Below are 18,703 nucleotides of genomic sequence, written 5' to 3'. Positions count from 1 at the left end.
GGGGACGGGGAACGGGAACGGGGAGGGACCGGGCGGCGGGCGCCCGATCCCTCCCCGGAGGCGGAGGCTAGGCCTCCTGGTCCTCGCGGCGACGGCTGCGGGCGATCAGGAGCGAGCCGAGGCCGAGGGCGACAGCACCTCCCGAGAGCAGCAGCCAGGAGCCGGTCTCCACTCCGGTGGAGGGGAGGCCGCCGGGGCCGGTCGGTGCGGTGATCGGCGCGGCCGTGGCGGTCGGTCCGGCCGTCGGCACGACGGTGGGCTCCGGGGTCGACGTGGGCTCGGGGCTCACGGTCGGCTCGGGCGTCGCGGTGGGCTCGGGCGTCGCGGTGGGCTCGGGCGTCGCCGTCGGCTCGGGAGTCGCGGTCGGCTCCGGTGAGCCGGTCGGCTCCGGCGTCGGCGTGGGCTCCGAAGTCCCCGGCAGCTCGACGGCGGCGCCCTCCGGCGCCACGGCGAGCAGCGCCCGGGCGACGTCGCTGAACGCTCCGACCGGGTGGTTGCGGAACACCGGCGAGGTGCCGAAGAGGAAGCCCTCGGTGCCCGACTCCGTCGAGAACGAGACGGCCGAGGCCTGCCCGGCCGCGTCGCTCCGGGACTGCCCGTCGGAGTCGACCCAGTGCCCGGCGACGAACGTGCCGTCCTCCGAGTAGCTCTGCTCGACCGCGACCGACTCGTCGAAGCCGGCGAACCACAGTGCCGGCGAGACGAACGCGGTGTCCTGCGGGTAGTCGCCGAGGACTCCGCCGCCGGGCGTCTCGACCGAGACGATGCCGTTGGAGCCGCTCGTGCCGGTCTGCGCAGTCAGCTCGGCCAGGCCGAAGTCGGACACGAAGGCCGCTCCAGCGCCACCGCGGCCGACGACGTCGCCGCCCGCCGCGAGGAACTCCTCGACCACGGTGCGGCCCGCGGCCTGCTCCGGGGTGAAGGAGAGGGCGCGTCCCACGTAGAGCACGTCGGCGCTCTCGAGGGTCGCGGTGCCCGCGGTGAGCGCGGCCGCGTCGACGGCGACCGCGTCGGCGAAGCCGAGCTTGGCCAGCGCGTCGCGGTCCTCGTTCGTGCCGGAGTAGGCGACGCGGAGGGCGTCGAGCGCCTTCCCGTCCTCGGCGCGCACGCGGTCGGCGGTGGTCGCCGTGAAGTCGACGCCGAAGGCGGCGGCGGCTCCCTCGGCGGCCGCGAGCCCGGCGGCGTCTGCACGGAGGGCGATCGTGCCGTCCTCGAACTGCTCGAGGGCGACGCCGTCGGCCAGCAGCGCGTTGACGGCCTGGTACTCCAGGACGCCGCGCGGCTCGAAGGCGAGGTAGTCGGCGCCTGCCGGGACGGAGCCGACCGGAGCCACGGCGGTCACCGGCTCCAGGCCGACGGCCGGGAGGGCGTCGGTGGTGGAGCCGATCGCCTGCACGTCGGCGCCCCAGAGGAGCGAGAGGCTCCAGGCCGAGACGTCGTACATCTCGGGCACGCGGCTCGAGATGTCGCTGCCGTCGGCGAGGAGGACGTTGGCGAGGCCGCGGACCGACTGGTGCATGTCGACCAGGTAGGTGCCCGCGGGGTAGGAGACTCCTCCGACGCTCGTGGCGGCCGTGGTCCGCGACACCTCGACGCCGTGGGCGAGCAGCTGCGCGACGAGGGTCTCGGCGTCCGAGACGGAGCGCTGCGTGCCGTCGACGGGGATGACGTAGGCGCGCGGGTACTCGGTCGTGTAGACGTCGGTCTCGTCCCAGATCTCGGTCCACTCGGTCGGCACGCCCGCGGGCAGGTCGGCCGCGGAGACGTCGGCGGGGATCTCGATGGCGGGGGCGCCGGTGACGCCGCGCTCGAAGATGGCGACCTGGTTGCTCAGGAGCGCGTCGCGGTTGGCCTCGATGTAGTCGACGGAGGCGTCCATGACGATCCCGGCGACCTCGACGTCGATGTCCGCGTTGGCCTGGCCCTGGGCGATCTCCTCCGGAGTGCTGTTGGCCGTGCGGCCGAGCGGAAGCTCCACCGTATTGGTGATCGCGCCCTGGAAGGCGACGTACTGCGGGGCGAAGATGGGGGGCCAGTCGTCCCAGCCCGCGCGGATGTCGCGGTAGGGGATGAGGATCTTCCCGGTGTTGTCCGTGGTGGCGCTGCCGTCCTCGGCGAGGTAGGTGTTGCCGGGCACGTCGGCCTCGACGACGCGGCGCTCGATCTCGAGCGCGGTCGCGTAGGCGTGCGGGAGGAAGAGGTCGTACTCGTAGTTCTCGCCGTGCGGCGGGCCGCAGGGCTCGACCTGGAGGATCCCGGTGTAGCCGTGGATGTCGATGAAGTACGTGGGCTGGAGCACGCTCGAGAGGTCGCGGATCACGGCCGCCTCGCTGGTGGCTCCGGTGATCATGTCGCGGTTCGGGTCGTAGCCCGCGGCGACGGCGCGCTGGCCGAGGGCGCGGCCGTCGGGGTTGTTGGTGACGGTGAAGTAGAGGCGGTTGCCCTCGAGCAGCGCCTCGGTCTCCGCGTCCTCGGCGGTGGCGACGCCCTCGATGTACTCGAGGATCGCGTCGCTGCCCTCCCACTCGTTGCCGTGGATGTTGCCGTTGAACCAGACCGGCACCTTGTAGCCGTCCATCAGGTCGGCGTCGGCGGCCGCGGCGGCGGGCTCGTACTTGAGCCGGTCGCGCCACTCGGCCTGCTGCGCCGTCTCGGCCTCGGTCTCGGGGGCGGTGACGGTGACCAGGTAGATGTCGCGGCCGAGGCCGGACTTCCCGACCACCTGGGTCGAGACCCGGTCGGAGCGGGCGGCGAGCGCGTTCAGCTGCGGCGCGATGGCGTCGTAGGGGGTGACTCCGCGCAGGAGCGAGGCGTCGGTCGGGTCGACGGGCACCTCGGTCAGCGGGGTCTGCTGCGGGTAGCTGGTCGGCACCGCGATCGGAGCGGACGGCGGACGCACGATGTCCACGCGGGTGTAGTCGGCGGGTGCTGTCGTCGTGGCGGTCGCCGGTGGGGCGACCAGGAGGCCGCCGGCGGCGAGCGCGAGCGCGGCGCATCCGGAGGCGAGGGCGGTTCGAGATCTCAAGCGGAGTTCTTCCCTTGTCGAGGCGTGACGGAACGGATCGGGCCCCCGTCGGCGTCTGGATCTCCGAATCGGATGTGAACCCTCTCAGGAAGATAGAGGCTCCATGTTTCCGTCACGTGTCGGCCGGGTCAGCTCCGCGAGATGCCTCTTCGGTACGCCTCGCCCGGCGACTCGAGTGCCCGAGTGGCATCCGGCGAGAGGAGGAAGGAGGGCCCGGTCAGAGGAAGAGGGAGAGGACGAGCGTGGCGCCGAGCGCGAGGACGGAGGCGAGGGAGACGCCGACGGTCACGGACTTGAGGGCGCCGCGGACCGACTGGCCGAGGAAGCTCTGCAGCAGCCAGAAGGTGTTCGAGGTGACGTGGATGCAGAACAGCGCGCCGGAGCCCGCAGCGAGTGCGATCAGCAGCGGGTCGAGGCCGAGTGTCGCGGCGACCGGCGCGACGACTCCGGCCGCCGTGATCGCCGAGAGGGTGACCGAGCCGACCGCGATGTGCAGCACGGCCGCCATCACCCAGACGAGCAGCAGCGGCGCGGTCGCCGAGGTCGAGAAGTAGCCCTTCAGGATCTCGCCGAGGTCGCCCTGCGCGATCACCGCGGCGAGCGCCCCGCCGACGCCGGTGAGCAGGAAGATCTGCCCGCCGTCCTGGAAGCCCTTGGCGACCGCCTTCTCCATCCGCGCGGTTCCCACGGTGGACCGGCCGACCACTCCGGTGCCGATCACGGCGAGGAGGAGCGCGATGACGGGGTTCCCGAGGAACTGCAGCACCGGCAGCTCGATCCCGGAGACGGTGAGCACCGCCTGCGCGGCGATGAGCAGGAGGGCGAGGAGCATGGGCGCGAAGAGGAGCAGGAGCGGGCGCTCGCGGGCGGGGTGGGCGTCCTGCGCCTCGGCGGGACCCGCCGCGTCCTCGACGGACAAGCCGGACGAGCCGCCCGATGCCGCTCCGGCTCCGCTCGAGGACGCCCCGCCGCTCCCCCGCGCTCCGAACGACGGCAGCCGTCCGCCGTCCGCGGCGGGCGACGCCCCCACCGTCGCGAGCCCGGTCGTGTCGTCGCGCACGACCAGCTGCTCGTCGCGCGCCGGGTCCCAGAAGCCGAGGCGGAACGCGAGCGACATCAGCAGGATCGTGACCACGACCGTCGGCGCCACCACCGCGAATCCGCCGAGCATCATCACGCCCAGCGGCACTCCGAGCAGCCCCGCGAGCGCGACCGCGGCGAAGCCGGGCACCATCATCACGATGCCCGTCTCGAGCCCGACGGCGAAGGTCACGGCGACGATGCCGGTGCCGGCGCGCCCCAGCCGCGGCGCGATCCGGCGCGCGAGCGGGGCCGCGATCACGATCAGCGCGTCGACGAAGATCGTCTGCAGGTAAGTGGCGAAGGAGAGGCCCAGCGCGTAGGGGATCCCGCGGCGGCCGAAGACGCGCAGCAGGCCCTCGACGAGCCGGACGACGGCGCCCATCTCGTTGAGCATCGCGCCGATGAGCACGCCCCAGCCGATCAGGAGGCCCGCCTCCATCATCACCTCGCCGAAGCCGGTGGTCATCGTGGAGACGGTGTCGACGGGGCCGAGCCCGGTGAGCAGGCCGATCGCGGCGGCTCCGACGGCCAGCGCCAGCACCGGGTTGAACCGGAAGCGCACGATCGCGACGACCACCACGACGATCACGAGGGCGACGACGCCCAGGGTGTACCACTCGGGCATGACGTCCTCCTCCGCCCGCGACTGCGCGTGCCGTCACACCCTAGGGGACCGCCGCGCACCCCCTCGCCCCCGCCGGGCACGGGGCCCTAGCGTGGACGCATGGCACTGACGCTCCCCGAGCCCCGACTCCCCTCCCTCCTCGACTCCCCCGTCCTGCGCTGGGGGGTGATCGCGCCCGGCTCGATCGCCGGCTCGTTCGTCGAGGCGCTGCAGAAGCACACCCGGCAGCGCGTGGTCTCGGTGGGCTCCCGCTCGCTGGAGCGCGCGGAGCGGTTCGCGAGCCGGTTCGGGATCGAGCGGGCCTCGGCCGGCTACGAGGCCGTGGTCGAGGATCCTGAGGTCGACGTGGTCTACATCGCGTCGCCGCACTCGGAGCACGCCCGCCAGGCGCTGCTCGCCATCGCCGCGGGCAAGCACATCCTGGTCGAGAAGCCGTTCGCGCCGACCCCGGGCGAGGCCGAGATGATGGTGCACGCCGCGCGCGACGCCGGAGTCTTCGCGATGGAGGCGATGTGGATGCGCTACCTGCCGCACATGGACGTCGTGCGGCAGCTGCTCGCCGACGGGGCGGTCGGCGCGCCCGCCGTCGTCTCGGCCGACTTCGGCGCCGCCTTCGACTTCGACCCCTCCAGCCGGATCTTCGACCCGGCGCTCGCGGGCGGCGGCCTGCTGGACGTCGGCGTCTACGCCTCCTCCTTCGTCTCGATGGTGGCGGGCACCCCGCAGAGCACCGTCGTCGCCGGCAGCATGACCTCGACCGGCGTCGACGCAACCGCGACGATCGTCGGCAGCCACGCGCACGGGGTGCAGTCGGTGGCCACCTCGACCGTGCTGGCCGACACCCGCCACGCGGCGAGCGTCGCGGGGCGGGCGGGGCGGATCGACGTGCACCCGTCGTTCTGGACGCCGGGCGGCGTGACGCTCACCCGCGGCTCCGAGAGCGGGTCGTGGATCGACGAGACGCCGCTCCAGGGCGGCGAGGGCCTCGCCTGGGAGGCGCTGCACGTCGCGCAGTACGTGACGGAGGGGCGCACCGAGTCGCCGCTGCACCCGCTCGACGAGGTGGTCGCCGTGGTGCGGACCCTCGACGACGCGCGCCGCCGGCTGGGCGTCTCGGTGTAGGGCGGGCGGCGGGAGACCGCCGCCCCTGCCCTCAGCCCGCCGGCAGCTCGACGCGGAAGCTCGTGCGCCCCGGCTCGGACGCGACGAGGACGCGCCCGCCGTGGGCGTCGACGACCGCCGCCACGATCGCCAGGCCCAGCCCCGTCGATCCGGTCGTGCGCGCTCGGGAGGAGTCGCCGCGGGCGAAGCGCTCGAACAGCACCGGCACCAGCTCCGGCGCGATGCCCGGGCCGGAATCGGTGACCGTGACGACCGCGATCGGCCGCCCCTCCGACACCTCCTCGGCGAGGGCCGCCACGACCCGGGTGCCGGGGGGCGTGTGCACGGTCGCGTTCCGCAGCAGATTGGCGACCACCTGGTGCAGCCGGAAGCCGTCGCCGCGGATCTCGATCGGCTCCTCGGGGAGCTCGAGGTCCCACTCGTGGTCGGGGCCCGCGGCGTGCGCGTCCGAGAGCGCCTCGATCACGAGCAGCGTCAGGTCGACGGGCTCCTTCTCGAGGTCGCGGCCCTCGTCGAGGCGGGCGAGCAGGAGGAGGTCCTCGACCAGCGAGGTCATCCGGGTGGCGGCGGACTCGATCCGGTCGAGGGAGTAGGCGGCCGACTCCGGCAGCTCGGTCCCGCCGCGCCGGGGCAGCTCCGCGTAGCCGCGGATCGCCGCGAGGGGGGTCCGCAGCTCGTGCGAGGCGTCGGCGACGAACTGCCGCACCTTGTCCTCGCTCGCCTGCCGCGACTCCAGCGCACCGGTGACGTGGTCGAGCATGCGGTTGAAGGCGGCGCCGACGCGGCCGACCTCGGTGCGGGTGTCGGCGTCCTCCTCCGGGACCCGCTCGACCAGCTCGACGGCGCCGCGGTCCAGCGGCAGCTCGGCCACGCGGGTCGCCGTCGCCTCCACCCGCTCCAGGGGCCGCAGGGCCACGCGGATGATCGCGGTGGCGACGAGGGCGACCAGCAGCATCGCCAGCAGCACCACCACGACGACCACCCAGGTGAGGGAGGCGAGCGTCTCGGCGACCTCGCCCAGGGGGACGCCGACGACGACGACGGAGCCCTCGACCGCCGCCGCGCGCACGCGGTAGGTCCCGAGACTCCCGGGCAGCTCGATGGTCGCCTCCTCGCCCCCTGCGGCGACGGCCGCCGCGAGCACCGAGTCGGCCGGGTCCGAGAACTGCCGGCAGACCCCGTCGGCGTCGACGTAGGCGCCGATGAAGGAGCCGTCCGAGCCCTGGACGGCGGTGATGGTGCTGAGGTTCTGGCTCGGGCCGCCGCCGAAGGATCCGCTGGGGCAGGTCGTGGCCTGCTCGATCGCGCTCGACCCGCCGAAGCGGCTCGGCCCGTCGAAGTCCTGGAGGCGCGTGACCGACTGGCTGAGCGACGCGTCCGTGCTGCCGTAGAGGATCGAGCGGGCGGAGAGCACGCTGACCGCTCCCACGACGCCCGCCGTCACCGCGACGAGCGCGACCACGGCGACGACCATCCGCCGCCGCAGAGTCCACGGCGCGCGCCGGCCGCGGCGGGAGCTGCGGAGGGCGGAGCGGGTCGCGAAGTCGCCGAGCGACGGGCGGCCGGTGCGGCTCACTGGTCGGCGGGCTTCAGGAGGTAGCCGGCGCCGCGCACGGTGTGGATCATCGGCGAGCGGCCGGCGTCGATCTTCTTGCGCAGGTACGAGATGTAGATCTCGACCACGCTCGACTTGCCGCCGAAGTCGTACGACCAGACCCGGTCGAGGATCTGGGCCTTGCTGAGCACGCGGCGCGGATTGCGCATCAGGAAGCGCAGCAGCTCGAACTCGGTGGCGGTCAGCTCGATCTCGTCGCCGCCCCGGCGGACCTCGTGGCTGTCCTCGTTCAGCACCAGGTCACCCACGACGACCTCGGGGTCGTCCGCGTCGTTGGCGAGCAGGGTGCTGCGGCGGATGAGGCCGCGCATCCGGGCGACCAGCTCCTCGAGGGAGAAGGGCTTGGTGACGTAGTCGTCGCCGCCGGCGGTGAGCCCGGCGATCCGGTCGTCGAGCGCGTCCTTCGCGGTGAGGAAGAGGACCGGGGTCTCGCTGCCGTCCGCGCGGACCCGCTGCAGGACCTGGAGGCCGTCGATGTCGGGGAGCATCACGTCGAGCACGATCACGTCGGGCCGGAACTCGCGGGTGATCGTGATCGCGGCGCGGCCCTCGGCGGCGGTGCGCACCTCCCAGCCCTCGTAGCGCAGAGCCATCTGGAGCAGGTCGGTGAGGGTGCTCTCGTCGTCGACGACGAGGACGCGGATCGGCGTCCCGTCGGCCCGCTTCAGGCGGGTGCGCTGCGCGGGGGCGAGGTGCTTCGAGGGGGCCGGGGTGCTCATGACTCCAGTATCGGGAGTTCCCTATGGATCGGCTATGACCGGCCGATGCCGTCGCTGTGCGCTCCCGATGCGTCCTCCGCGGGATCGGCGTCGAGCTCCTCCGGAGCGATCGCCGCGGTGCGCGCGTAGCCGCGGACCCGCCGGTCGATGAAGGTCGCCGCCCAGAGCAGGACGCCGATCACGAGCAGCACCCCCGCGATGCCGTACTGGGCGGTGTCGCGTCCCGAGGTGATCGGCAGCACCAGGTAGACGCAGGCGATCGTGCCCAGCACCGGCAGCACGGTGGGGGTCCGGAAGTGACGGTGCTCGACCGGCTGCCGCCGCAGCACCAGCACGGAGACGTTGACGACGGCGAAGACCGCCAGCAGGAGGAGGGACGTGGTCCCGCCCAGCAGCACCGCGATGGGGTCGGAGGGGTCGCGAGACACGTAGGCGGTGAGGAGCAGGGCGATCACCGTCGTGAAGAGGATCGCCGCCCACGGCGTGCGCCGTCCGCGCAGCACGTTCTGCAGGAACGGCGGCAGCACGCCCTGTCGGCTCATCCCGTAGAGCAGGCGGCTGGCCATCATCATGTTGATCAGCGCGCTGTTGGCCACGGCGAAGAGCGAGATGAAGGGCAGGAGCGTCGAGATCGGGAAGTCGGGCGCCGCGGCCTCGACGACCGTGACGAGCGGAGTGTCGTTGCCGGCCAGCTCCCCCACGGGGACGATCGCGACGGCGAGCGTGGACACGAGCACGTAGACCACGGCGGTGATGCCGAGACCCGTGAGCATCACGCGCGGGAAGATGCGGCTGGGCTCCTTCGTCTCCTCCGCCATGTTCACGGAGTCCTCGAAGCCGACCATCGCGAAGAACGCCAGCGAGGTCGCGGTGCTCACCGCGAGCAGCAGCGACTTGTCCTCCGGCGCCTCGAACGCGACCACCCGCGAGAAGTCGGCCTGCCCGCCGAACACCGCGAAGAAGCACACGAAGATCACCAGCAGCAGGCCCGAGAGCTCGATCAGGGTGAGCACCACGTTCAGCCCGACGCTCTCGGCGACACCGCGCAGGTTCACCAGGGCGATGCAGACCATGAACACCAGCGCGATGCTCAGCCGCGTCCCCGCGCCGTCCCCGAGCCCGAAGCCGATCGCGAAGTTGCTCGCGAAGGCGCCCGAGGCGGCGGAGGCCGAGGTGATCCCGCTCGCCATCACGGTGAAGCAGACGAGGAACGTGACGAAGTGGATCCCGAACGCCTTGTGCGCGTAGAGCGCGGCGCCCGCCGCCTGCGGGTACTTCGTCACCAGCTCCAGGTAGGAGCAGGCGGTGAGCGTGGCGACGACGAACGCGATCACGAAGGGGAGCCACGCGGCCCCGCCCACCTCGGCCGCGACCTGCCCGGTGAGGGCGTAGATCCCGGTCCCGAGGATGTCGCCGACCACGAACAGCAGCAGCAGCTTGGGGCCGAGCACCCGCTTGAGCTCGGGCGGGGCGGACGTCTCTCTCGTGGCGGTCATCGTCGGCCCCTCCCGTTGCGGATGAGCGCGAGCCTACGACCGCGGGCACCGCCCCGGGAAGAGCGGGCGCCCGGGGAGCAGGAGCCGACGACACCCACCACTCCGCCGTCGCGCCGTGCGCAGCGCAGCCTCCACCTCGCCGGCGGGAGGCTGCGCGAGGCCGGCTGACCGGATGCTGCCACGGCCGGAGCCTGTCCGGACGTCCCGTGGGCGCCCGACCCTCCGCCCCGCGCGGAGCCGGGGGTCCGCCGCATGTCCGGATGCTGCCGTGCCCGGATGCTGATCTGGTGCCGCCGACGGGCCTCCGCGAGGCTCTGAGGACCACGACGAGAGGACGCACCATGACCGCCACTGCACCCGCCGCCACCCCGCACCTCGGCCCCGTCGCCGCCGGAGGCGCCCTCGCCTGGGCCGCGCTGGCCGCGCTGCTCCTGCTCGGGGAGCCGCACCCCGCGGCTGTCCTCGTGCTCGTGCTCGCGGCCGCCGCCGCGACCTCGCTGAGCGTCGTCGCCGTCGCCCGCCGGCAGCCCCCCGCCCGCCGCACCGGCGTCGTGATCGGTCTCCTCGCCCCCCTCCTCGCGAACGCCGGTCTCACTCCGCTCGCCGCGCTGGTCGGCCCGGCCGTGTTCGGAGCGGTGGCGCTGGTCCTCGCCGGTGAGCTCGCCGTCGTCGCGGTTCTCGCGCGGCGGCGCTGAGTGCGCGCCTCCTACACTCGGGAGGGTCGGGAGAACGGGGGGCCGCCGGTGCTGAGCGAGAACGCGATCGCGCTGTACCTGCACGCGTCCGTGCGCGGAGACTGGTCGCTCGAGAGCGCGTCGGACGAGCTCGGCGTCACCGTCGACGGCCTCCGCGAGGCGCGCGACGAGCTGATCGGGCTCCGGCTGCTCGCTCCGCTGCACGCGGGGGCGGAGTCGCTCGCCACGGCCGCGCCGGACATCGCCCTGGCCGAGCTGATCGCCGACGACGAGCGGCGCCTCCTCGAGCTGCAGACCGGGATCACCCGCCGCCGCAGCGAGCTGATGGCCCTCGTCCCCGCCTACCGGAGCGCCCGCAGCGCCCTCGCCGCCGCGGAGCAGGTGGAGGTGATCGAGGACCCGGCGACCGTCCTCCGGCTGCTCCTCGACCTGCAGCGCGGAGCCTCGGAGGAGGTGCTGATCGCCGCTCCCGGCACCAGCAGCGTGGAGCGGCACGAGGCGAGCGACGCCGTCGACCGCGAGCTGCTCGGGCGCGGCATCGCGAGGCGGACGCTGTACCACGACCGCCGCCGCGACAACGCGGCTCTCCGGCGCTCGGTCGCGGAGCTCGAGCCGCTGGGCGCGCGGTTCCGGACCCTCCCGACGCTGCCCTTCCGGCTGGTGGTCTTCGACCGCTCCCTCGCGATCGTCGCCCGCTCCCGCGACGAGGACGACCGCGCCGCCCTGGTCGTCCGCTCCCCCGAGCTCGCGGCGACCCTGGCGCGCGTGTTCGACGCGGCGTGGGAGTTCGCAGCGCCCCTGCACGCGGCAGGTGCCGAGGAGGAGCCCTCCCTCTCCGCGGTGCAGCGGTCGATCCTGCAGGGCCTCGCCGCCGGGCTCACCGACGAGGCGCTCGCGGCACGGCTGGACCTCAGCGTGCGCACCTGCCGTCGGCACATCGCCGGTCTCTTCGAGCTGCTCGGCGCCGAGAGCCGCTTCCAGGCGGGCGTGCTCGCGGCCCGGCGGGGCTGGCTGCCGGTCCGACCGCGCTGAAGCCGGCCGTCGGCGAGCTCAGCGCCGCGGAGCCGCAGTGTCGGAACGGGGTGTCCGCTAGCGGACACGTCCTCTTCCGGCTCTTGTCCCGGCACTCTCCCAGGTCGAACATGGGGACCGCCGCCGACATCCCCGATGACGGGCGGCCTCCGCACCGCGACCCCGTACCCGACGGGACCGCGGCCCCGACGCCCGCGCCGTACCCGACGGACCGCGGCGCATCAGCGACCTGAGCCGAACGCGCGCACAGGCGCTCCTCCGGCGCGCCGTCCGGCACCCCCGACCGACGACGCTCCGGGCCCCCGCTTCCACCTACCCGAAGAGCTCACCCGTGAACCCCAGCACCCCCGCCCGCCCTGGTCCTCCCGCTCCACCCGAGATCCGCCCGCTCCTGACGCGCCAGCAACGCGTCGCCAGCCCCCGTGCCGTCACCAGCCGCGCCAAGCAGCAGTCGCCCTCGCTCATCATGATCGTGCTCCTCTCCGGCGCCGGCGCTCTGCTCTACGGCGCCTTCCTGCTCAACCCGCGCAACATCGGCGACCCCCTCCCGTTCGCCATCGTCATCATCTGCGAGCTGTACCTGATCGGCCAGGCCGCGCTCACGATGTGGACCGCCCTGTCGAGCACCTACGACCCGCGCGACTCCGCCTTCCACTCCGCTCGAGCGACGCTCTACGGGAGCCCGGTCGACGGCATCCCGATCGGCGAGGACCTCTACCTCGGCCGCCGCCGCATCACCGTCGACGTCTTCATCACGACCTACAGGGAGGACCCCGCGATCATCGAGGAGACGGCCCGTGCGGCCCGCGACATGCGCGGCACCCACGTGACGTGGCTCCTCGACGACGGGGACGACCCGCAGGTCGCCGCGATCGCCGAGCGCCTGGGCGTCCGCTACGTGGTGCGCGAGGACCGCGCGGGTGCCAAGGCCGGCAACGTGAACCACGCGCTCCGTCTGACCGACTCGGACTTCGCCGTGATGATCGACGCCGACTTCGTGACCGTGCCGGAGTTCCTGGAGGAGACTCTCCCCTTCTTCGCCCACGACGACGTCGCCTTCGTGCAGGCCCCGCAGGTCTACGGGAACGCGCACAACTTCATCTCGCGCGGCTCCGCCTACATGCAGATCGTCTTCTACGCCCTCACCCAGCCGGGCAAGAACAAGTACAACTCCGCCTTCTGCGTGGGCACCAACGCCGTCTTCCGCCGCAAGGCCCTCGACGACATCGGCGGGATGTACGAGGGCTCGCAGTCCGAGGACATCTGGACGTCGATCTTCGTGCACGAGCGCGGCTGGCGCTCGATCTTCGTGCCGATGACCCTCGCGGTCGGGCGCACGCCCGAGACGATCGAGGCCTTCGTCCGCCAGCAGGTCCGCTGGGCCGTCGGCGGGTTCGAGATCCTGCTCAAGCACAACCCGTTCTCGCCGAAGCGCCGGCTCACGACCGACCAGCGCGTGCAGTACTTCATGACCGTCACGTTCTACTTCACCGGGATCGTGCCGCTGGGCCTGATCGTGCTGCCCCCGCTGCAGATCTACCTGAACATCACGCCGGTCAGCCTGGAGGTGCCGCTCGTCGAGTGGATCCTCTTCTACTGCGGGTTCTACGTGCTGCAGATCGGGCTCGCGCTGTTCATCATCGGCTCGTTCCGGTGGGAGACGCTGCTGCTGTCGACCGTCACCTTCCCGATGTACACGAAGGCGTTCTTCCTCGCTCTCGCGGGCCGGAAGCCGGCCTGGACCTCGACGGGCGCGACCGGGCAGGCCGCCTCGCCCTTCAACTTCATCAAGGTGCAGATGGTCTTCCTGGTGTTCCTGGCCGCGACCTCCGTCGTCGGCTTCCTCAAGGCGGAGTGGACCGCGGAGTACTCGGTGGCGCTCGCCTGGAACGTCCTGAACACCCTCACGCTCGGAGCGTTCGCGGTGATCGCGGCGCGCGAGCACGTCCTCCTGAAGCGCGCCGCCCGGGCCGAGGTGGTCGCTCCGAGCGGCCCCGCCGCTGCGGGACGCCACGGACTCGCCGTGGGTGCGGCATGACCGCGCTGCGCTGGCTCGGCTTCCTCGCCTCGTGCGCCCTCGCGCTCGGCGTCGCCGCCGCCGGCCTGGTCTACGCGAACAACTCCTCGCTCACCGTGCGGGCGGCGAGCGCTCAGCTCGTCACCGACGAGTACTCGCTGGGGACGCCCTACGCGGGCACGATCCAGGACCTCACGATCTCCCGCGGCGACGCGGTGGAGAAGGGCGACGTGCTCTTCAGCCTGCAGAGCACCGTCCTCGAGTCCGACATGCAGACGAAGACGTTCACCAGCGCCGATGTCGGCTACCGGATCGAGGAGGGCGGCCTGATGGTCTTCACGGCGGCGCTGGACGGCGTGGTCACATCGGTCGACGCCGAGATCGGCTCCTTCGTCGAGGAGGACCAGATGATCGCGGTCGTCGCGATCTCGGACTCGATCCACCTCGAGAGCGAGTTCGTGCTCGGCGCCCGGGACTACTCGCGGGTCCCTATCGGCGGCACCGTCGCCGTGGCGATGCCGGACGGGACGACCGTCGACGCCGAGATCTACGACGTCGAGGTGGAGCGGTTCCACGAGGGGCGGGCGACGACCGTCATCCGCGCGCGCACCGACGAGATCACGACGCAGGACTACACCGTGGTCGGAGCTCCCGTCGCGGCGGAGGTGCGGCTCCGCGACGACGGCGACGGCTTCGGCGGCTGGCTGGTCGCCCAGCTCGGCAGGCTCTTCACGCCGGGCGGATTCGCGCGGTGAGGCGCGGGGCGGGGGCGGCCCTCGCTCTCGCCCTCGCGATCGCAGGCCTCACCGGATGCACGTCCGACGGCTCCGCGTCCGACTGGGCCGTGGCAGCGTCCGTGCACGCGCGGGAGCTGCCGCAGGTCCCCGGCCCCTACGCGGGGACGGCGCGGCTTGCCGAAGGGGTGCGGCCGCCGACGAACTCGTGGGTGTCCGGACCGGTGTTCGGGGAGGATCTCCCGCTCTACTCAGGGATCCTCACCGTCACGCCGCGCGCCGACGGCTTCACCGTGGGCCTCCCGATCGTGGAGGCGGCTCCGCGGACCGTCTACGCCCTCGCCCGGGACGATCTCACCGTGACGGTCCCCTCGAGCGCGGTGGCGCTCTCCGCGTTCGACGACCTCGTCGCGCACTGGAGCCTCGCGGGTGCCGGTGAGCTCGTCGCAGCCGAGGGCTGGCCCTACGCCTCCTACCGGACCGAGAGCGCCCAGACTGTGCTGATCGGAGGCGCCACCGCTCCCGAGCGCGCGGCCGGCGGCCTGCTCCTGGTCACCGCGGGCGGACAGCGGTACGGGCTGGTGGCGCCCGCCGCCGCCCTCGATACGTTCCCCCGGATGACGCTGGACGGCACGCTGCTCCTCTTCGCGGTGCCTCCGGGAGCGAGCAGGGCGCGGATCGACGAGCTTCGGCGTCGTGCAGTGCCCCTCGAGGGCGCGAGCGTCTCCCACGACGTCACGGCGAGCACCACCACCACGACCTACGCGCTGCGGACCGAGGGCGGCGCCGAGACGTTCTTCGGCCTCGGGGCCGAGGGGGCGATCGGCTACGACACGCTCTACGGCCGGGTGGGGCTCCGTGCGGGAACGTCGTTCTCCCGCGCCGCCCCCACTATCGTCGAGTCGGGGGCGCTCGATCTCGGCTCCCTCACGGCCGAGGAGAAGACGACGCTCCGGACGCAGGTGCCACTCGACGCCGCGGCCACCCGCTTCGCCGCGCCCGACACCTACGGAGCCGGCAAGGAGCTCTACCGCGCCGCTGCTCTGCACCGTCTCGCCGTCGACCTCGGCCTGGAGGAGGTGGCGGCCGACCTGCACGACCGGATCGCCGCCGAGCTCGACCAGTGGCTCGACCCGCGCGGCTGCGCACCGGGTGCCGTGAAGTGCGTCGTCTACGACCCCGTGCTCGGAGGCGTCGTCGGCTCCGCGCCGTCGTTCGGGTCCGACGCGTTCAACGACCACCACTTCCACTACGGCTACCTGCTCTCCGCCGTCGGGATGCTGGCCGCCGAGGACCCGTCCCTCCTCGAGCGGTACCGGACCGTCGCGGACCTGCTCGCCCTGGATCTCGCCTCTCCCGTCGACACCGCCGAGTTCCCGCGGCTGCGCGTGTTCGACGTGTACCGCGGCCACTCCTGGGCCTCGGGGCTCGCGCCGGCCCGGGACGGCAACGACCAGGAGTCGGTGTCCGAGGCGGTCAACGCCTGGAACGGCCTCGCCCTCTGGGCCGCCGCCTCCGGGAACGCGCCGCTGCTCGAGGAGGCGCGCTGGCTGCTCTCCCTCGAGACGCAGGCGGCCGCAGACCTCTGGCTGAGCCCGGAGACGCCGGTCGGCTTCGAAGCGCCGTTCGTCGCGATCAACTGGGGCGGCAAGCGCGACTACGCCACCTTCTTCGACGCGACACCCTCGGCGCTGCTGGGGATCGAGCTGATCCCGATGCCGCCGTCGACCGCGTTCCTCCCCGACCCCTCGCGGGTCGACGAGCTCGTGGCCGGAGCCCCAGGCGCGCCGCTCGCCGACTACGTGCTGATGCTGCAGGCGACCAGCGACCCGGCCGCGGCTCTCGCGCGGGCGGAGCGCCTGCCGGACTCCTCGATCGACAGCGCCGACTCGCGCAGCTACCTGGTGGCGTGGATCCTCACCCGCTGATCCCGCACAGCCCGCTCAGCCCGCGTGCGCTCCGAGGAACGCGAGCGCCCGCGGCCAGGCGTCGGTCGCCGCCTCGGCCTGGTAGGTCTGCTCGTTCGCGTCGTTGAAGAAGGCGTGGCCCGCTCCCGGGTAGACGACGACCTCGACGTCCTTGCCCTCGGTCGCCTCGCGGATGCGCGGCACCTGCTCGACGAGGGGAGCGTCCTGATCGCCCAGGAACGCCAGCACCGGCACCTGCAGCGCGCCGAGCTCCTCGGCGGACGCGGTGACGTGCCCGTAGAACGGCACGGCCGCCGCCAGCCGCGGCTCGGCCAGCGCGAGCGCCCACGAGAAGGTGCCGCCGTAGCAGAACCCGGTGACGGAGACGCTGGTCGCGCCCTCCTGGCGCAGGAGCCGCTCGACGAGGGCGCGGAGGATCGCGACGGTGCGCGTCGCGTGCTCCGGAGTGAAGACGGGGGCGAAGAAGGTGCGCAGCTCGACCTGGCGCGGCAGGCGCCGCACCGGGTGGTCGTAGTCGGCGCGCTGCTCCTCGTCGAGCTGCTCGAGCAGGCCGCTGTCGGCCAGGAGCTCGGGGGCGACGACGCTGTAGCCCTCGGCCGCGTAGCGGTCGGCGACCGAGCGGATGTGCCCGTCGACCCCCCAGACCTCGTGGATCAGGATCAGCGCGCGGCCGCCCTCACCGCTGCGGTACACCGGTACGTCGTGCTCGGCCAGGGTCCAGGTCTCATCGCTCGTGGGCATGCTCGCACCCTAGCCCCGGACCCCGGGAGCACGCGTCGTCAGAAGTCGTACTCGCAGTTGCGGAGGTTCGCCACGTCCTCGGTGAGCGTCGGCTCCCCGCCGAGCAGGAACGCGTAGTTCTTCGAGTTGGAGGCCAGGAAGCGCAGCGTCGAGTCGTGCACGCAGTCGCGCTCGGTCAGCAGCACGGACGAGCCCAGGGCCGCCGCCGTCGTCGCTCCCGAGAGGGCGTCGGCGAAGGAGGACCCCGCGGCGAGGAAGACGCTGTCCTGCAGCAGCGACTGGGGGTAGGCGCTGTTCAGCTCGACGCTGGTCTCGTAGCGGTCGCGGCCGGCGATCCTCGAGACCGAGGGGGCGAGGCCGCGACGCGCGAAGTCCGCCACGTACGCGTCCCGGATCGAGGGGTCGCCGCCGAGGAACTCCACGTGCTCCGGCGCCAGGGCGCGCACCGCGGTCGCGGTCGCGGAGTCGGCGCCCGAGGTCGCACCGTCGACCAGCAGCACGGGCTGCGCACGCCAGCCGGCGATCGGCGCGGCCGACAGGGCGTCGGGGAAGTTCGTGCCGGTCGCGACGAACATGTTCGAGTAGGGGCCGGCGCCGAAGGCGTCCGCGACGATCCGGCGGGAGGTGTCGTAGCGGTCCGTCCCGCCGATCCGCTCGGTGCCGCCGACGATCGAGCGGATCGCGGAGAGGACCCCGGGGCTCACGCTCAGCTCGCTGCCGACGACCACGACCCGCTCCGGGCGGAGGCGGCGGATCTCGTCGGAGACGACCCGAGGCAGGCGGTCGGGATCGGTGAGCAGGAGCGCGCCTCCGAGGGCGGCGGCGGCCGGGCCGGCGCTCAGCGCATCCGGCCAGTTCGCCCCGCTGGCCACGTAGAGCACCGGGATGCCCGGGGAGAAGTAGCCCGTCGCCTCCACCGAGGTCGCGTAGCGGTCCGATCCGGCGAGGCGGCCGGTGTACTGCTGGTAGTCGCTGCTCAGCGAGAGGTCGATCCCGGCGGCCGATCCGCCCACCGGGACGCGCACGTCGCCCGCGTCGCCCGAGCGGAGGACGTGGTCCCAGTAGCTGTCGTCGATCACGTCGTCGCGGCTCGACGCCCGGACGAGGTAGTCGCCGGGGACGACCTGCTGGAACGAGTACGGGTTGTCGCCGCCCGTGATCAGGTCGAGCTCGCCGGTGCGGAAGTAGCCGTCGGTTCCCGGGTCGCGGTACCAGATGTCGACGCGCTGGTCGCCCGCGACGCCGCTCAGGCGTCCCTCGAGCGACCCCAGCCGTGCGGTGCGCAGCTGCACGCCGGCCGCCGGGGCCTGAAGCGGCTCGGCGCTGCGGGCGACGGCGCTGCCGCCGGACCAGAGGTCGGCGTACAGGTCGGCGTTGTCCTTGATCAGCAGGTAGTAGGTCTGCCCGGCGGTGAGCCCGTCGATGCTGAAGGTGAGGTCGCCGGCGACGGAGTGGTTCCCGAGGAGCCCCGCCTCGCTCGACCAGACCTCGACGTTCAGGAGGGCGCCGCGGGGAGTGGTGGTCGCGATCGAGCCGTCGGCCTCCTCGACCACGACACGGCCGCTGATCGACGCCGCAGCGCTCGCACGGGCGGCGCTCGGCGCCTCGTCCGGCACGGCGGGCAGGGGGGACTCGGCGCTGGGCTGCCAGAGAGGCTGCCCCTCGGGGAGCACGATCGAGCGGGGCGCGTCGGAGGCGGCGCCGAATGCGGCGACGGGGGCGGCCGACGGCGCGGCCGCCGATGCGGCGGAGGCGAGCGGGCTGGAGGTGATCGCCAGGGCGGCGACGAGGACCGCGGAGGCGGCGGACCTCAGAACGAGCGGGGACACGGCGGAGTGCCTGCTTCCAGGAGGAGGTCGCCCTGCGGCCGA

General features: G+C 73.2%; 13 protein-coding genes. 6 read left to right on the top strand and 7 right to left on the bottom strand.

Annotation, left to right across the window (positions count from 1 at the left end; genetic code table 11):
- Positions 1–67: 67 nt before the first annotated feature.
- On the bottom strand, positions 68–3,025 hold the full coding sequence (locus tag C5C57_RS13110; protein WP_104297698.1) for a M14 family zinc carboxypeptidase: 2,958 nt from the start codon (positions 3,023–3,025) through the stop codon (positions 68–70).
- 217 nt (positions 3,026–3,242) lie between these two features.
- Positions 3,243–4,733, bottom strand: coding sequence for a GntP family permease (locus C5C57_RS13105; RefSeq protein WP_104247763.1), 1,491 nt, complete (start codon positions 4,731–4,733; stop codon positions 3,243–3,245).
- 99 nt (positions 4,734–4,832) lie between these two features.
- On the opposite strand from C5C57_RS13105, the gene C5C57_RS13100 reads away from it, so the two are divergent.
- Positions 4,833–5,855 (top strand): Gfo/Idh/MocA family protein, encoded by a 1,023-nt coding sequence (locus C5C57_RS13100; RefSeq protein WP_104234222.1) that lies wholly within the window; start codon positions 4,833–4,835, stop codon positions 5,853–5,855.
- 31 nt (positions 5,856–5,886) lie between these two features.
- Here the strand turns inward: C5C57_RS13100 and C5C57_RS13095 are convergent, their stop codons facing one another.
- The 3 genes from C5C57_RS13095 to C5C57_RS13085 are packed head-to-tail and all read right to left on the bottom strand — an operon-like array spanning position 5,887 to position 9,685.
- The gene (locus C5C57_RS13095; RefSeq protein ID WP_219812137.1) at positions 5,887–7,431 is read right to left on the bottom strand and encodes a cell wall metabolism sensor histidine kinase WalK; all 1,545 of its coding nucleotides are present in this window, start codon (positions 7,429–7,431) and stop codon (positions 5,887–5,889) included.
- Positions 7,428–8,189: a response regulator transcription factor gene (locus C5C57_RS13090; protein WP_104223650.1), complete on the bottom strand. Its 762-nt coding sequence runs from the start codon at positions 8,187–8,189 to the stop codon at positions 7,428–7,430. The genes C5C57_RS13095 and C5C57_RS13090 overlap by 4 nt, the downstream gene beginning before the upstream one ends.
- Before the next feature lie 32 nt (positions 8,190–8,221).
- On the bottom strand, positions 8,222–9,685 hold the full coding sequence (locus tag C5C57_RS13085) for an APC family permease (RefSeq protein ID WP_104247764.1): 1,464 nt from the start codon (positions 9,683–9,685) through the stop codon (positions 8,222–8,224).
- 341 nt (positions 9,686–10,026) lie between these two features.
- Here C5C57_RS13085 and C5C57_RS13080 point away from each other — a divergent pair, with 341 nt between their 5' ends.
- The 5 genes from C5C57_RS13080 to C5C57_RS13060 all read left to right on the top strand — a co-directional run bounded on the left by C5C57_RS13080 (position 10,027) and on the right by C5C57_RS13060 (position 16,091).
- Positions 10,027–10,380, top strand: coding sequence for a hypothetical protein (locus C5C57_RS13080; RefSeq protein ID WP_104247765.1), 354 nt, complete (start codon positions 10,027–10,029; stop codon positions 10,378–10,380).
- Between the two features lie 48 nt (positions 10,381–10,428).
- A complete protein-coding gene (locus C5C57_RS13075; protein ID WP_104247766.1) occupies positions 10,429–11,412 on the top strand; it encodes a LuxR C-terminal-related transcriptional regulator in 984 nt (327 codons plus the stop codon).
- Between the two features lie 331 nt (positions 11,413–11,743).
- Positions 11,744–13,450 carry a glycosyltransferase family 2 protein gene (locus C5C57_RS13070; protein WP_104247767.1) on the top strand — a complete coding sequence of 569 codons (1,707 nt, stop codon included), beginning with the start codon at positions 11,744–11,746 and terminating at the stop codon, positions 13,448–13,450.
- Positions 13,447–14,184 (top strand): biotin/lipoyl-binding protein, encoded by a 738-nt coding sequence (locus C5C57_RS13065; RefSeq protein ID WP_104247768.1) that lies wholly within the window; start codon positions 13,447–13,449, stop codon positions 14,182–14,184. The genes C5C57_RS13070 and C5C57_RS13065 overlap by 4 nt, the downstream gene beginning before the upstream one ends.
- On the top strand, positions 14,181–16,091 hold the full coding sequence (locus C5C57_RS13060) for a glycosyl hydrolase (protein WP_104247769.1): 1,911 nt from the start codon (positions 14,181–14,183) through the stop codon (positions 16,089–16,091). Before C5C57_RS13065 ends, C5C57_RS13060 begins: the two co-directional genes overlap by 4 nt.
- 15 nt (positions 16,092–16,106) lie before the next feature.
- Here the strand turns inward: C5C57_RS13060 and C5C57_RS13055 are convergent, their stop codons facing one another.
- A complete protein-coding gene (locus C5C57_RS13055) occupies positions 16,107–16,832 on the bottom strand; it encodes a dienelactone hydrolase family protein (RefSeq protein WP_104223644.1) in 726 nt (241 codons plus the stop codon).
- 38 nt (positions 16,833–16,870) lie between these two features.
- Positions 16,871–18,661: a cell wall-binding repeat-containing protein gene (locus tag C5C57_RS13050; RefSeq protein WP_104247770.1), complete on the bottom strand. Its 1,791-nt coding sequence runs from the start codon at positions 18,659–18,661 to the stop codon at positions 16,871–16,873.
- Positions 18,662–18,703: the final 42 nt, after the last annotated feature.

This window comes from Rathayibacter sp. AY1C5, assembly GCF_002931705.1.
Lineage (GTDB): Bacteria > Actinomycetota > Actinomycetes > Actinomycetales > Microbacteriaceae > Rathayibacter.
This window is presented reverse-complemented; position numbering and strand designations above follow the sequence as displayed.

What these genes read in the sequence shown, in the direction of transcription:
- C5C57_RS13100 (WP_104234222.1), top strand. Translation starts at nt 4,833, where the DNA reads ATGGCACTGACGCTCCCCGAGCCCCGACTCCCCTCCCTCCTCGACTCC.
- C5C57_RS13085 (WP_104247764.1), bottom strand. Translation starts at nt 9,685, where the DNA reads ATGACCGCCACGAGAGAGACGTCCGCCCCGCCCGAGCTCAAGCGGGTG.
- C5C57_RS13065 (WP_104247768.1), top strand. Translation starts at nt 13,447, where the DNA reads ATGACCGCGCTGCGCTGGCTCGGCTTCCTCGCCTCGTGCGCCCTCGCG.
- C5C57_RS13080 (WP_104247765.1), top strand. Translation starts at nt 10,027, where the DNA reads ATGACCGCCACTGCACCCGCCGCCACCCCGCACCTCGGCCCCGTCGCC.
- C5C57_RS13105 (WP_104247763.1), bottom strand. Translation starts at nt 4,733, where the DNA reads ATGCCCGAGTGGTACACCCTGGGCGTCGTCGCCCTCGTGATCGTCGTG.
- C5C57_RS13055 (WP_104223644.1), bottom strand. Translation starts at nt 16,832, where the DNA reads ATGCCCACGAGCGATGAGACCTGGACCCTGGCCGAGCACGACGTACCG.
- C5C57_RS13090 (WP_104223650.1), bottom strand. Translation starts at nt 8,189, where the DNA reads ATGAGCACCCCGGCCCCCTCGAAGCACCTCGCCCCCGCGCAGCGCACC.